This window comes from Chitinophaga niabensis (assembly GCF_039545795.1).
Taxonomy (GTDB): domain Bacteria; phylum Bacteroidota; class Bacteroidia; order Chitinophagales; family Chitinophagaceae; genus Chitinophaga; species Chitinophaga niabensis_B.
On record NZ_CP154260.1, the window covers coordinates 1772896 to 1788929 of the forward strand.

General features: G+C 47.5%; 8 protein-coding genes. 6 read left to right on the plus strand and 2 right to left on the minus strand.

Annotation, left to right across the window (positions count from 1 at the left end):
• Nucleotides 1–2: 2 nt before the first annotated feature.
• A complete protein-coding gene (locus tag AAHN97_RS07185) occupies nucleotides 3–2036 on the plus strand; it encodes a BACON domain-containing protein (RefSeq protein ID WP_343306883.1) in 2034 nt (677 codons plus the stop codon).
• 96 nt (nucleotides 2037–2132) lie between these two features.
• A complete protein-coding gene (locus AAHN97_RS07190; protein WP_343306884.1) occupies nucleotides 2133–2456 on the plus strand; it encodes a YciI family protein in 324 nt (107 codons plus the stop codon).
• Between the two features lie 50 nt (nucleotides 2457–2506).
• Here the strand turns inward: AAHN97_RS07190 and AAHN97_RS07195 are convergent, their stop codons facing one another.
• Entirely contained in the window at nucleotides 2507–3310 is an 804-nt protein-coding gene (locus tag AAHN97_RS07195; RefSeq protein ID WP_343306885.1) for a CHRD domain-containing protein, read from the minus strand.
• Between the two features lie 241 nt (nucleotides 3311–3551).
• Between AAHN97_RS07195 and AAHN97_RS07200 the strand changes: the two genes are divergently transcribed.
• The 3 genes from AAHN97_RS07200 to AAHN97_RS07210 all read left to right on the plus strand — a co-directional run bounded on the left by AAHN97_RS07200 (nucleotide 3552) and on the right by AAHN97_RS07210 (nucleotide 8966).
• The gene (locus AAHN97_RS07200; protein WP_343306886.1) at nucleotides 3552–7592 is read left to right on the plus strand and encodes a PKD domain-containing protein; all 4041 of its coding nucleotides are present in this window, start codon (nucleotides 3552–3554) and stop codon (nucleotides 7590–7592) included.
• Nucleotides 7589–8614, plus strand: coding sequence for a PorP/SprF family type IX secretion system membrane protein (locus tag AAHN97_RS07205; RefSeq protein WP_343306887.1), 1026 nt, complete (start codon nucleotides 7589–7591; stop codon nucleotides 8612–8614). Before AAHN97_RS07200 ends, AAHN97_RS07205 begins: the two co-directional genes overlap by 4 nt.
• Before the next feature lie 112 nt (nucleotides 8615–8726).
• Entirely contained in the window at nucleotides 8727–8966 is a 240-nt protein-coding gene (locus AAHN97_RS07210; RefSeq protein WP_343306888.1) for a hypothetical protein, read from the plus strand.
• Between the two features lie 29 nt (nucleotides 8967–8995).
• On the opposite strand, the gene AAHN97_RS07215 is transcribed toward AAHN97_RS07210, so the two are convergent.
• Entirely contained in the window at nucleotides 8996–12382 is a 3387-nt protein-coding gene (locus tag AAHN97_RS07215; protein WP_343306889.1) for a HEAT repeat domain-containing protein, read from the minus strand.
• A 421-nt stretch (nucleotides 12383–12803) separates the two neighbouring features.
• Here AAHN97_RS07215 and AAHN97_RS07220 point away from each other — a divergent pair, with 421 nt between their 5' ends.
• Nucleotides 12804–16025 carry a SusC/RagA family TonB-linked outer membrane protein gene (locus AAHN97_RS07220; protein ID WP_343306890.1) on the plus strand — a complete coding sequence of 1074 codons (3222 nt, stop codon included), beginning with the start codon at nucleotides 12804–12806 and terminating at the stop codon, nucleotides 16023–16025.
• Nucleotides 16026–16034: the final 9 nt, after the last annotated feature.

Below are 16034 nucleotides of genomic sequence, written 5' to 3' on the forward strand. Positions count from 1 at the left end.
GTATGCAACGCTATATATTATTTCTGCTTATACTTATCACCGCATGCAGAAAAGAGGAAGAACGCAGGTTCTCCACGGAACTGGCCGTTGATTCAAGGATCGTAAGGTTGAACGCTGCGCCTGATACCACACGCATTATTGTATATGCGGATGGCGACTGGAAAATGGAAACGGCAGAAGAAGCAGACTGGATCACAGTGCAAACTGCCTCCGGCAGCGGCAAAGGAGACGCGCTGGTTGCTGTAACAGACAACGCGGATAAACTACCCCGTATGATGAAACTGATCGTACGGAGCAAAGGAAAAACAGATACTATCCAGTTGCAGCAAAGAGGCCTGGTGCCGGCTATTGTGATCAATGATACCACTGCGCAAAGCATAGTTAATGGTGGTATCCTCAAAACTCCCATCACCACCAATGTTCCGCTGGCTAAAATGGAAGTGAGCTATCAGTACGATGCAACCGGCCAGGTGAACTGGATCTCCCAATTGCAGATCACAGATGGGTATTTATACTTTAAGGTGGACACCAACAAAACAACTGCAGAGCGAACTGCTTTCCTCAGGCTTAGTTACCTGGATGCGCTCGGTACTACCGTAAAGGATTCCATTCGGGTGAAACAATACTTAGGCATCAGCTACAAGGATGCAGTGGCTAAAGATTTCGCTTATATAAAGCAAACACTGGCAGCAGGCCTTGTAGAAGAGAATATATATGTGGAAGGAATAGTGGTTAGTGACAAAGGGCATCCCAATATCGCTAAGAACCAGAACAGCGCGACCAACAAACACAACCTGGATAAAACAGAAAATGCGATCTCTGTATACGTGCAAAGCCCGGATGGTAAAAGCGGTTTGTATTTCAAAACCAAAACGCCCGGAGAGAACATCTTTAATTTTAATGATCGTGTGAAGATCTGGCTGAAAGGCACCACGCTCACTAAACTCAGCAATCCTGGCAGAACAGTGATCTCTGGTGTAACAGTAACCAATATCATGCAGAAAGATGGGCAATCGACAGCCTTGCTGCCCCGTGAAAAATACATGAATGAACTGACTGACGAAGACCTGTATACCTATGTTAAGTTAAAGGATGTGGAGCTTTCTATTCCTTTCGGTGCATTCACCAACATTAATGAAGGTTATACCGCCAGGATGGATTGTTATCCCGCCAGTATCCGGGATATCCGTGGTAACAGCATGTACATGCTCACCAACCTGGATGTACCTTACCGCAGGGATGGCAATGCGGTACCGCAGGGGAGTGGCAGCATCACCGGTATTATTGTATCTGAAACCTACGAACGGTATGGCGGCAACATCGGGAAGTATGCGATCCGCCACCTGAAACGCAGCGATATTGATCTGAAGGCAGACAGGAACAATGGTTTCTCGAAAGTACTGGTAGAATGGAGCCGTTTCAAAAATGAATATGCAGCTACACCCACACTGACTGCGAATCCCTTAACACCTGATACCGGAGACGGAAAGATCACGCAAAGCGCCAGGCCCGCAATGGACTTTACAGCCAATGGTCTCTATACTACCACCGACTATAATGGCCTTATACAGGAAACCGCCACTGTGAAAGGAGCTGTTACCAATGGTGGCTGGGGCAGCAAGAACTGGTGGAATACCACCACTAACAAAGGCGAATATTGGGAGATTGCCGTGTCTACCGCAGACATAAGCCAGCCGATCTCTTTGCAGATAGATGGTAATGTGGATATTGGCGGGCCACGGAACTTTGTGGTGGAATGGTCGGACAAAAATGATGCAACCGCGGTATGGAGCCAGGTGAGCACCTTCACATTTGAAGACGTAGCGAACTTTTCCAATACCCTCTTAACACAGGTGGCCGGGTATAAAGTCCTCAACTTCCAGTTCCCGCAGGCTGCGAGCGGATTGGCTAATCTGTATATCCGTTTAAGGGTAGCAGATAAGAACGCAGGTACCACTACCAGCCCTACAGGAGGAACATTAACTGCGGCTACAGCCTGCAGACTGGTGCATGTTTCCATTAAATATAATAAATAGAGCAGCCAGGCCTTTTTCCATAATTCAGCCGCGTTCATCATGAGCGCGGCTTTTTTGTCCCCATTCCCGATATCTGGTCGTTATTAGTAAAAAACCATGAAAGAGTTCGTATTCATCTTCAGGAACACAGTTGATCCTCAGCAGAAACCATCACCTGAACAATTGCAGGCAAAGATGAACTGGCTGGGAAGTATTGCCGCTCAGAATAAACTGGCAGATAAAGGGAATACCTTATCCCTTTCCCTTGCTAAAACAGTACAGCCGGATATTGTAAGCGATGGCCCTTATACAGAGATCAAGGAATTTATCCTGGGATACATGATCGTAAAAACGGACACTATAGAAGATGCTGTGGAACTGGCTAAAAGTAATCCCATTATCAAAGCGGGTGGTGTTGTGGAAATAAGAGCCGTATTATAGGGTACAACAAAAAACCTTTAACAGTAATGTTAAAGGTTTTTTGCTATTTATTACCTGATCTGGCCTCTTATCACGCCATCAGGATGGGCGGTCGTATGTACATTGGTGTATAACGCCTCTGTTTTTATAGCATTAGCAACAGCTTCATCCACCTGTGTCATTTTTGAGATGCCGAAATCGGCTGCGGTAGCACACAATCCCACCAGCACAGCACCATTTACGCCGGCTGCACCTCTGTGTATATGTGCCATTGTTAATGTTTCACCACCTGGCAGGTTGGCAACGGTCACTTTTGAATAAAGTTTGCGGTCTACGGTAAGGCGTATTAAAGCAGTGCCGGTAGCCGTGGTCACAACAGGTGGTACTTCATTCAGCCCGGTCATAGCTACATCTGCAGCCGCTATAATGTCGCTGTTCACCGTTCCCCTTACCAGGCCGCTTGGAACCTGGGTGGAGTGTACGTTGAAGTAAATATCATTTTTGCTGTCTTTCAGACTGTCTGCCAGGGATTGACGTAAAGTGATCTCTCCTGAGGCTGTAGTGCCGCTGAAAGAAGGGAAGTTCTGGATAATGGGCCCGTTGGTAACGGGGTCGCCTACATGGAAGTGTGCCATGGTGAGTTGGTCTCCGGAAGCCAGGTTTTCTACCCGGAAGGAATACCTGAGCACATTATTGCTGTATAACTGCATGGTTAACAGTCCTGTTTCAGTTCGTCCGGCGGGCATGGGGTTCTCCAGCCTGGTGTTGAGGGGAATGGTGAACATAATGTCCGGATTGTTGCCGTTATCCTTGTTGCAGGATATTGAAGTTAACAGGCTCACAGCTGTTATTGCGAGGATATGGTTGTTTCTCATAACAAGTGGTTTAATTCGTTGTAGCTATTACAAAAATGGCTCCAAAAAGTTGTGGGGATTTTGTTATGTTTAAGCATGCCGGATGCAGCTAAGTATAACAGGGATGTTCCAACTGATCTGCTGCTTACTTAAAAGATATAATAATCGATGAAGTCAGTTTTCTTTAGCTTCCCACCACCCAAACGCTATAAAAAATAAATGATCTTCCTTATCTTGGATGCTTTTAGCAGACCATGTATCTATGACCCTACTATTTAAGTGGCAGAGAACCATTCTTATCACCTGTGTTTTTCTTTTTCAACAATCAGCTTTTGCACAGGAACTAACCAATGCGGGAAAGGAATTCTGGGTGGCATACGGGCATCACCAGTTTATGGAACCCGGTCAGGGCAATTCCCAGGAAATGGTGCTGCGCCTGACTGCGCAACAACCTGCAACAGTCACAGTTTCTATCTATGGCACTGCCTGGACCAGGACATATAACATCCCGGCTAATACCACCGTCACAACAGAACGTATTCCCAAGGCGGGCTTCTATGATGCACGTTTGTATTCTGCTCCCCCATCTTTTGGCGGTACCGGAAGTGAGGGTATATTCAGCAATAAAGCTATTTATATCACCAGCAATGTGCCTATAGTTGCCAATGCGCATATCTATGGCAGTGCTTCGTCAGGGTCCACTATGCTGATGCCGGCAGAATCCTGGGGTTATACTTATACTTCCCTGAACAGCCAGCAGGAGTATGCAAATAACTGTTTCTCGTGGATGTACGTCATAGCCAAAGAGCCCTCAACGGTAGAGATCACGCCTTCTGTGCCCACCCGTAACGGAAGGCCTGCAGGGGTGCCTTATACCGTAACGCTATCTAAAGGGGATGTTTACCAGGTATTAGGTGGCAGTATAAGTGGTGGCAGGGGCTATGACCTGTCTGGTACTACCGTGAAATCTTTAGGGGGCGCCAGTTGCCCTGCTGTTGCTGTATTTTCAGGTAGCAGCCGCACCTATATCAGCTGTCCGGCAGGCACACCTGCTTCCGGCGATAATATCATACAGCAGGTATTACCGCGGCAGGTATGGGGTATGCGGTACCTTACTGCTCCTTTTTCCAATTCTACTCTTGCGGCAAGTCTGCAGACCAATATATACAGAGTGCTTGTGACGGACCCAGCCACAGTGGTAACCAGGAATGGTGTTGCTCTTACAGGATTGCAGCAGAATACTTTTTACGAGTTCAATAGTGGCACGGCAGACCTGATAGAAGCTGATAAACCGGTAATGGTAGCGCAGTATATGGCCTCCCAGGGAGGATGCCCCAATATCAGTGGTGATGGAGACGTTGAAATGACCTATGTAAGTCCAATAGATCAGGGTGTAAAAAGCACATTCTTTTCCCGTACAACCAGCGAAAACATTACCGTTCAATATCTCACACTGATCGTTTCCACAGCAGGATTACCCTCTTTACGTATAGATGGCGGCAATACCTTCGATCACATATATGACCATCCGCAGGATGCCGGTTATAAAGTAGTGGTAAAAAGATGGGCAGGTGCGAATGCCTTTACTGAGGTGTCCTCCGACCTTCCGTTTGTGGGTACCACCTACGGCCTGGGTTCTGTGGAAAGCTATGGTTATAATATAGGACTCCATCTGAATAACCTGAAAGGCATAGGCAGGATTAAAAATCAATTGAATACGGCCACCACATCAAATGATTTTACCTGCAGTAATACAGGTTTCGATGTATCCATTCTGTTAGCCTATCAGCCCACTAAACTGGTCTGGAAGATCAGTGATCTTGGTGTGAACATCACACCGGCTGCAGACGTAACGGATAACGCTCCTGTAGCTGCAGGAACAGTTACAATAAATGGGGCTGCTTACTATCAATACACTTTACCTCAGGCATACCGGATCGCCCTTGCAGGTTCTTATGCAATTCCTGTACTGGCTACACATCCAGGCAATGATCCCTGTGATAAAACAGAGCAGTATCTCATCCCCGTTGAAGTGAAGAGCGGCCCCACAGCAAACATCACCACTACCCGTTCCTCTGATTGCATGCTGGATACCGTTTATTTTTCAGGGCAAACAACAAACAATGGTTTTACAATTGACAGATGGAAATGGACATTCCCGGATGGTACTGTAACAGACAGGGAAACTAAAAAAGTATTCCTGCCGGGCAGCCGGATAATACTATTAGAGGAAATTTCCACAGAAGGCTGTGTGGGAACAGCCAGTGCATCCGTTGCTGTTGTAGATCGCCCTACTGCCGGTTTTACATCTTCCACCACCTCCTTATGCTTAAACGATCCCATTACACTTACAGATAACGTATCCACCTACACAGGTAGTTCGCCTATCATTGCGCGCCATTGGGATTTTGGCAACGCGACGTTTAATCATGTAAGTATTAATGATCCCCAGCAGCCTGTTTATATTAATCCAGGCAGTTATGAAGTGAAGCTGGTGACGAAGGTTACAACATTGTGCGTCAGCGATACAGCACGGGCCACAATCACTGTAAATCCGAAACCCCAGGTGAACATCACCAGCAATCAGCTCACTACCTGCACAAGGGATACCGTGTACCTCTCAGGCACAGCCAATGGCGGTACACCGGATCAGTGGAACTGGACTTTCTCGGACGGAAGCGTTGCAACAGAAAAAGAAACAAAGAAATTGTTATTGCCTGGCAACCATCAGGCCAAACTGGAAGTACTCACTACCGATGGATGTTCCGGTGATTTCACGATACCCCTTACGATCACGGATCGCCCTGTAGCCGGTATTAATGCTTCAACCCCAGCCGTATGCGAAGGTAATACTGTTACATTTACAGATAATGCAGCCACTCCTTTACCTGCACAACGGTTTTGGAGTTTTGGGAACGGAACAGACATAACGATAAACAATAACGATCCCCAGTCTGCTGCATACCCTGCCTATGGCAGCTATGAAGTAAAGCTGGTCACAAAGCTAAGCGCACTATGCTTCAGCGATACTGCATATACCACCATGACGGTATATGCAAAACCAAAGATCAATCTCACTATTCCCGCTGATTGCCTTCCGCTGAACGGTACCACTGCTTTTCAAAGTAATCCCACTGTTCCCGATGGACAAGCCTTCAATTTGTATGAATGGGATTTTGGGGATGGAAGCAGTATTGCAACAGATAAAGACCCTGTTCATCAATATGCACAGAGCGGCACGTATCCCGTTCAGTATAAAGTTTATACCAGTGGTGGTTGTTCGGAAGATAGTACCGTGAATGTAGCGGTCAGGTTCAAACCACAACTTACATACGGCACTATTCCTCCCGTATGTATATCTGCACCCGGCCCTGTTTCCGTGGCTACTGCTATGCATGATCAACCTGGTACCGGCATTTACAGCGGAGCAGGTGTGAATGCGTCCGGAGGTTTTGACGTCGCTGCAGCAGGAGAGGGCACACACTTGGTAAAATATGTATTCACCACAACTGCCGGATGTATAGATTCTGTTCAAAGCAGCATTACCGTATGGCCATTGCCGGTAGCGGATTTTATGGTATCGGCAGATACCGTTTGCCAGCAGGAAACTTTAACATTGACAGACAGGAGTACAGCCGCTGTTAGCTGGAATTGGGATTTTGGAGATGGTTCCACATCTGGTGCTGCCAATCCCGGAAAGCAATATGCAAATGCCGGCCCACATGATATCAGCCTTCGCACGACTGATGCGCAGGGCTGTATTTCTGCACCATCTTTTCACACCATATTTGTGGAAGCACAGCTGGTGGTAGATGCAGGGCCTTCTATCACTGTGCCGGAAGGTACGGTAGTACCTTTACAGCATGCACAGTCAAATGCTGCAGTGGGTGTAACTTTCCGCTGGTCGCCCGCAGAAGATTTTGTTAATCCTGATCTGCTCAATGCATCGTTGATAGCACGCAGGGATGGGGTGTACACTTTAACAGCCAACAGTGCCTATTGTACAGCAACAGATCAGATGAGCCTAAAGGTTATCAAGGCCATCAATCCGCCAAACGCCTTTTCTCCCAATGGGGATAATATCAATGATACATGGGTGATTGCAGACCTGGCGCTTTATCCGAATGCCGTTGTGGAAGTATTTAACCGCTATGGTCAGCCGGTGTACCGGTCTGCCGGATACGGCACACCCTGGAACGGCAGCTACAACGGAGCACCATTGTCAATAGGTACTTACTATTATGTGATCCGTCTGCAGCCTGGCTCCAAACCTATTTCCGGTTCTGTAACTATTCTGAAATGACCAAGAGAAGCTTATACATCCTGCTGATAACAATAGCGTTTGCAGCTACTGCCAAAGCGCAGCAGCTGCCGCATTACACCCAGTATCTCATGAACCCCTTTGTAATCAATCCCGCAGTGGCAGGTATTGAAAACTACTGGGATATCAAAGCCAGTCACCGGCATCAATGGGCCGGCCTGCAGGATGCACCGGTAACCAGTTATTTAACCGCTCACGGTCCGCTGGGGAATAGCAACGACCTGGTGACCCCCACCGGCAGTGATATCGGCTATAACCCAAGAGGCAGGGCATATTGGACGGACTATGAAAGACCATCTTCTCACCCCGGCATGGGCCTGATGGTTATGAATGATGTAACAGGCCCTATACGACGTTTTGCTTTTAGTGCGGCATATGCACACCATATAGGCCTGGCGCCCAAAACAAGCATTAGCGTAGGCATTGGCGCAGGCATACAGAATTACAGCCTCGATGCAGATAAACTGAACTTCGCCAATGCTTCCGATCCCGCAGTAGGCGGCATTGGTTTAATGGAAAGATGGAAGCCGGACGTATCCGCGGGTATCTGGTTATACTCTGCTGATTTTTTCGCCGGTGTTTCCGCCAATAATATCATTCCGCAGGAACTCACTTTTGATAAGGGAGGTATAGCTACCGCAACAGAACGTGGCCGCCTTGCACCACATATCTTCATAACGGCAGGTTATCGTTTATGGATCAATGATGATATCAGTGTGTTGCCTTCTTTGATGTTTAAATACATTTCACCCGTACCGCTGGGAATAGATATTAATGCCCGGGTACAATACCGGGACCGCTTATGGATAGGCGCCAATTACAGGAACGGGGAAGGATTTGCCGGTATGCTGGGTGTTTATATCACCCCTATGCTCAATGTGGGGTATGCGTACGATTATACCACCTCATCGCTGAACTTTGTCAGCAAAGGATCACATGAGATCACCCTGGGATTGATACTGAGGAATCGAAATGGAGATTATGCACCACGGAACAGCTGGTAACAGTAGATAAGCTTCCACAAATAGATGGGCTGCCGAAGCGCATATACCCACTGTCTGCCCGCAAATTAATCTGGCACAGTTTTACATCTGTATAAGATGTAAATCAGTGGTTATGTCGAAGATCAATTTAACAACAGTAAGGATATTCGGAGAGAAATACGCAGTAGATACTTTCCTGGTTATCTTCTTTGGTCCCTTAATGGCCAGTGGAATGATTGATGCCTGGCGTTTCTGTAAAACCGTTGCTGTATCTATCCCGGTGATAAGTATCTTTTTATGGCGCTACTGGCAGGAAATGGTTTCTTTTAGAGAGCAGACAGATAGTTATTTGGAATTAAATAAAGCCGCATAGCGTAAAAACTATACGGCTTTTTTAATTATTTATTCTCCTTTCTCCTCAGCCAGGAAACTCACCAGATCCCTGATCTCTTTTTTGGATAATACCGTTTTCATATCCGGCATACTGGATGGTGAATATGTTTTCTTCACGATCTGATCACTGTTGATCGTCCTGTCTGGTTCCAGTCCCACTTTTACTTTTAAACCTGTTTTACTTTCTCCCTGCAATACGCCGGTGAGCTTTTGTCCGTCTTTCAGTTCCAGTGTTACCATGCCAAAGCCAGGGGAGAGGCGGGCGCTGGGAGAGATCAATGCTTCCAGGATCTGTTCACGGGAAATGCGTTTGCCTACACCATTCAGGCGTGGCCCGGCATTACCGCCTTTGTCATCATAGGAATGGCATTTCATACACTGTGCGTTCTGATTGCGGAAGAAGATCTGTTTGCCCTTGTCAGGATTTCCGCCAAGTAAACTGCTGGCATAAGATGCCATCAGATCATCCGGGGATAATTTACTGCTGATCTCTTTATACCGTGCACTGAGTTGTGCATTGCGGGTACTGTCAATCGCTTCACCCAGCTCCAGGTAAATATCCGGACTTAGTTTACCGGCAGCCATTTTGTTGAGCATGTCGTCAAACACTTTACTGGAATTCTCCAGCGGTAATTTGCCCAGCGCTAATACTGCAGCCTGCTGTTCTTCCATGGTTTTGGTCGCGATCACATCCGTCAGCAATGTTACCATTACGGCTTTAGGGATATTCATCTTCTCCAGCAGATCAAGCCCTGCAACGCGTACTTTTTTCTCTTTATCAGCAAGCGCCTGCCTGATGCCCTGCTCTCCCAATGGGTCTTGTAAGGCAACCAATGCTTTCAGTGCTTCTACACGCATCTCTGCTTCCTTGTCTGCTTTTAATACAACCAATAATTGCGGAGCTGCCTGTTTGATATTGAGTTTGTGGATCGCTTTGGCTGCGCTGATCCTTACAGGCAGATCTTTATTCTTTAACAGCGTGATAAAAGCATCGGTAGATTTAAGCAGGAGCGGAGCAGCATCTCTTACAACAGGGCCTCTCAGGCGCCCGTCTACTCTGTCCAGCACAGAAGGTTTAGGCCATACGCTTAGCGCATCGATAGCTTCTGCTCTCATGTTGGCAGGTGCAGTTGCTTCCTGGGAATAAGTGATCAGGTTCTGCATGGTTACATCTGTGCCCACCCGCAGGTTAGCACTGATGATCCGCCTTATCAGTGCTTCGTTGCTGAAGCGGGTAGTGTTCAGCAGGTTGGCAAGAGCAGGTAAGGCATCTTTGATGGAAAGATCATCATTGATACCGCGTGCTGCTTCCGTTACCACAAATTCATCCGTATCGTTCAGGAACTTTGCAATACCGGGATGGCTCATTCTTCTGAGCGTTACCACGGCTGCGATCCTCAATGCACGGGAAGCATGTGTGGATAATGCGATCACCGGTTCTGCTTTTCCTATATGGGCCAGTGCAAGGCTTCCTGCATGGCGGAGGTAAGCGTCTGCATCATTATTATCTTCAAGGAAGGAAATGATCGGGAAAACAGCCGCTTCATATTTTATTCTGCCCAATGCTTCTGCGGCAAAGAAACGAACACGGCTGCTGGTATCTTTTAATAAAGGAACCAATGCAGCGCCGGCTTCATTATACCGGATATCTCCCAGCCACCTGGCAGCCTGTGCTCTGATCTCGGGATCATTGTCTTTCAGTACCGGTAATAATGCTGTGGCGTATTTTTTATCCTGGCGGCCAAGTTGGCTGATGCCCCATATGGCATGCACGCGGGAGAGTTGATCCGTTGTTTGTTGCAATGCCTGCTGGAATATCTCTGCACCTTTTTGTTTGCGCTTCGCCAGTTCAAACTGCGCTTTCAGGCGTACCCGCATATCCGGGTTCTCCAGCAATGCACCCAGTTCTGCTTCTTTGCGTGCAGAGAAATCTGCTGCCAGTAATATTTGTACTTCTTTGCGGATGGCTGAAGTGGCTGCATCTTTATGGTCCAGCTTCCAGATCCTGCCGTAGTTGTGGGTATCCCATCCATCTATCCAGTCTGCCACGTAAAGGGCACCATCGGGACCAAAATCAAGGCCGGTGGCCAGTACGCCGCCTAATATCTTCTTATGTTCACCCAGTTCAAAAGTGGCGCCTTTGGGCGTTAATTTGAAACCGTGTATGCCGGAGTTGGTAGGGCTGCCCACAAATTCAGCAATAAAGAAAGTGTTCTTATACTCAGGGCCTAATGCGGTACCCGGGTTGTATACCATACCGGCAGGGCCGCTCACAAAATTGGCAATGCAGGGCGTGATGTAAGCTGCCTGGCCTTCAAAGCGGGGCAGGTACATTTTTTCCTCCATCCATACCTTGTAATTGTTGTTATCCTTATCCCTGTATTTACCATACTGCCAGTTACTGCGCCAGCCCTGGTCAGAACCATTCGTGATATACACCAGGCGTTCTTTTTCACCGGGGTGATCACCATCATTATCTTCACTGATCAGGTTCCCGTATTCATCAAATACAAATTCATGTGTATTGCGGATGCCATAAGCAAATATTTCAAAGTCACTGCCATCAGGGTTGGAACGGGCAATCACACCGCTGTTGGGATGTTCCCACTTCTGCCCGTCAGGCCCTTTACCGTTAAAACCAATATCACCGATCTGCCAGTAGATCCTTCCATCCGGCCCCATTTCCACGCCGGACATGCCATGGCCGCTGAACCCAACGTGAATGCCATAACCATGGGAGATAGATGTTTTTTCATCTGCAATGCCATCTTTATTCTTATCCTTCATTCTCCACAGGTCAGGCGCCACCGCCACGTACAGATCATCTCCATCGCTCAGCACACCGCCGGCCACATCTGTTACTTCATCATGGAAATCGTCCACCACCAGTTGCGACTGATCCGCTACACCATCCCCATTCACATCATCCAGGCGGTATACCTGCTCTGTTTCCAGGGTAAGGTCCCGCCAGTCGTGAGAGCTGTCGCCATTAAGGTCTTTCAGCCAAAGGTTGTTTTTGCTGTTTTCCGGAGAGAGTTCTTTGCGCAGGAATGCCCGCCTGTCTTCCACGGTCTGGAGGCTGATGGAAGGTATCTCCCAGTCCCTGTGCCCGCGGATATCGAACTCAGAATTATTCTGCCGGAGGGTGGTAGTATAGTAGATGCTGCCATGATCATCAATGTCAATGGCAATAGGGGAGATCACCAGGGAATCAATACCCCATAATTTCAGCGTGAGGCCTTCCGCGAGTTCCGGTTTTACGAGAGAATCTATGGAGGCTGCTATCTGTGCCGTTTGCGTGGAATCCATCAGTTTGATGCGCTTATCTGTAGCGCCCTCTTGCTGGCAACTTTGTAGCACGGCTACTACAAGGAGGAGATATATCGGTTTGTTCATTCCAGAAAAATAGCATAAAAAAAGCCGAAATACAAAGAAACGGGAGATTTTGTGTGTTAATATTACACTTATTATCCCGGCAAAAAGAAAACCCGCGCGAATGCGCAGGTTCCTTTAATGCTCCGTCAAGGATTATTCGTAGACACTATTCTTATAAGGATAATGTAAATGTAACCATACTCACAGAGCAAAATAATACCGGAAAACCGTTATTTATGCCTCGCTGTTTTCCTGTATTGAATACTCTTAAAATCATAAGATTCTCCATCCTATTCCAGTTTTTATCCATCATCCCCGGGAGGAATTGATATTACATTTATAGCGCTGAAGAGGAACCACGTCAGAGAATATGCATATCAGCCAGAAGCCACGTATTTAAAGAATTTCCACCTTATATAATCCACACTAAAACGCATGAAAAATGATACTTGCTACTCATGTTAATGCCGTGCCACGGCTACCGGTCTTACGTATTGCAAAACTCACATGGCTGTTACTGATGACGGTTTTTACAGACGCATTTGCTTACGATATCCATATCAGGGGAAAAGTAACCGATGGCAGCGGGCAAACCCTGCCAGGTGTAACGGTGCTGGTGAAAGGTACTACTGTTGGGGTGGTAACAACTGCAGACGGTACTTACCAGTTAAAGGCACCTGACAATGCAAAGGTGCTGGTGTTTAAATTCATCGGCATGCAGGAGCAGGAAGTGGAAATTAATCAACGCACGGTGATCGATATTGTAATGTCGTCTTCCGTTAAAAGCCTGGATGAAGCAGTGGTGGTAGGATATGGTACGCAAAAGAAAGCCAACCTCACCGGTGCAGTATCCACCGTTGCTTCCAAAGCATTGGAATCAAGGCCGGTGTCTAATACAGCACAGGCCCTGCAGGGCATCGCTCCCGGCCTGAACATCAGCCAGAGCGGAGCATTGGGTGGAAGTATGGAAAACAGGCCGAGCATCAATATCCGTGGTGTGGGTACAATAGGGCAGGGCTCCAGCGGCGCGCCGCTTATTCTGATAGATGGAATGGAAGGAGATATTAATGGCATCAGCCCGCAGGATATTGATAATATCTCTGTGCTGAAAGATGCCGCAGCCTCTTCTATTTATGGTACCAGGGCACCATTCGGTGTGATCCTGATCACCACAAAACAGGGGAAAGCCGGTAAAACCATGGTGAACTTCAGTTCCAATTTCCGTGCAAGCAGCCCTGTGTTGTTACCACATACAATGGATTCCTGGACATTTGCCAACTACTTTAATGATGCCAACGTTAACTCCGGTAACGGTGTTTATTTCCAGGCCGCAAGAATGCAGCGCATCAAAGACTTCATGGAAGGAAAAATTAAAACCACTATCATCCCAAGGCCCGGCCAGCCTAACCTCTGGGCAGATGGTTATTATGAAGGAAATGATAATGTGGATTGGTACAAAGCCATCTATAAAGACCATTCTCCCTCACAGGAATATTCCCTGAGCGCCAGCGGCGGAAAGGAGAAACTCACCTATTTCCTGTCTGCCAATTACCTGGATCAGATAGGTTTCATGCGATTCGGCACTGATAAATTCAAACGTTACAATATCACGGGAAAAGTGAACGCGCAACTATCTGAATGGGCTGCGCTTACTTACATCACACGGTTCAGCAGGGAAGAATTTACAAGGCCCAGTTATATGACCAATACGCTTAACCAGCAGATTGCGCCGCAGGGATGGCCCATGCTGCCGCTGTATGACAACAATGGTTTCCTGTACGATTCCCCTTCTCCTGCACTGGCACTCAGAGATGGCGGTATAGGTGCAAAACAATATGACGTGATCTCCCAGCAGCTGAAGCTCACGCTTGAACCGCTGAAAGGATGGAGAGTAATGGCTGATCTGAACTACAGCATCAGCAGCCAGTTCTACCACTGGGATATTCAGCAGACCTTCAATCATGATGTGGCGGGTAATCCCTATGTATACCAGAATGCTACCAATGTGCACGAAGAAGCTTCGCGTAACAATTACCTGAACGTGAATGTATACACGGAGTATGCAAGATCGCTGGGTGCTCATAACCTGAAAGTATTGGCAGGTACACAGGCTGAGGTGACCAAAACCCGGTATATCATGGCGGAACGTAACGGACTGATCGTGCCCGGTCTGCCTGTATTGGATGCTACTTCCGGTAATGATTACAATGGCAGGGCAGTACCGCCGAATGTGGCCGGTAATAATCAGAAATGGGCCACCAATGGTTTCTTCGGCCGGCTCAATTATGATTATAAAGGCCGCTATCTGCTGGAAGCAAACCTCCGTTACGATGGTTCCTCCCGTTTCAGGCAGGATATGAGATGGATGTATTCTCCATCTGTTTCTGCCGGTTGGAACATAGACAGGGAAGCGTTCTGGGAACCGGTAGCGAAATATGTAAATGCATTAAAACTCAGAGGGTCTTTTGGAGAGCTGGGTAACCAGAATACAACTGACTGGTACCCTACTTATGTTACCATGCCTATTGGAAGCTCCAATGGCTCCTGGCTGGTGAACGGTGCAAAACCCAACACCGCTTCCGCACCCGGCATCATCAGTTCTAACCTCTCATGGGAAAAGGTAAGGACCTGGAACATTGGTGTGGATGCAGGTTTCTTCCGGAACAGGCTCACAGCTACTGTTGAGTATTACACCCGTTACACCAATAACATGATAGGCCCTGCGCCGGAGTTGCCCGTTATCTTAGGTACGGATGTTCCAAGGACCAATAATACCAACCTGAAAACAAGAGGATGGGAAGTAGATATGACCTGGAGAGATCAGCTAAAGAACGGCCTGGGATACAGCGTGCATATCCTCTTGTCAGACGCGAGAACAACCATCACCAAATATCCCAATCCTACGGGCAGCCTCAGTACCTATATAGCAGGTCATGAAATGGGGGAGATCTGGGGATACAATACCATTGGTATTGCCAGAACGCAGGCTGAAATGGATGCGCATTTAGCCAAACTGGCAAACGGCGGGCAAAATGCATTGGGTAATAACTGGAGAGCAGGCGACCTGATGTTCAATGATCTGAACGGGGATGGGAAGATCACCAACGGCTCCAACACCATCGGTAATATGGGGGATCTGATGCTGATAGGTAACAACACACCCCGTTATATGTTCGGAACAGATATTGGCGCAGACTGGAAAGGTTTCGACTTCAGGGCATTTTTCCAGGGTGTATTGAAAAGGGATTACTTTCAGAACGGTTACTACTTCTGGGGCGCTTCTGCCAGCATATGGGGCTCAGCAGGTTTAAAAGAACATACTGACTATTTCCGGGACGATCCCAATCATCCGCTGGGACAGAACCTGGATGCTTATTATCCACGCCCTTTATTCAGCGCCAAAAACCAGGTAGTACAAACCAGGTACCTGCAGGATGCGTCCTACGTAAGATTGAAGAACCTCCAGCTGGGATATACCCTCCCTATATCACTTACAAGAAGGGCCGGTATTCAAAAGTTCAGGGTGTATGTTTCAGGCGAAAACTTATTTACCATCACCAAAATGGCTACCATGTTTGATCCTGAAACAGTAGACGGAGGATATGGAGGAAGTGTATATCCGCTGTTTAAAGTCTATGCCGTTGGTCTGAATGTAACCTTATAAACCTTACGT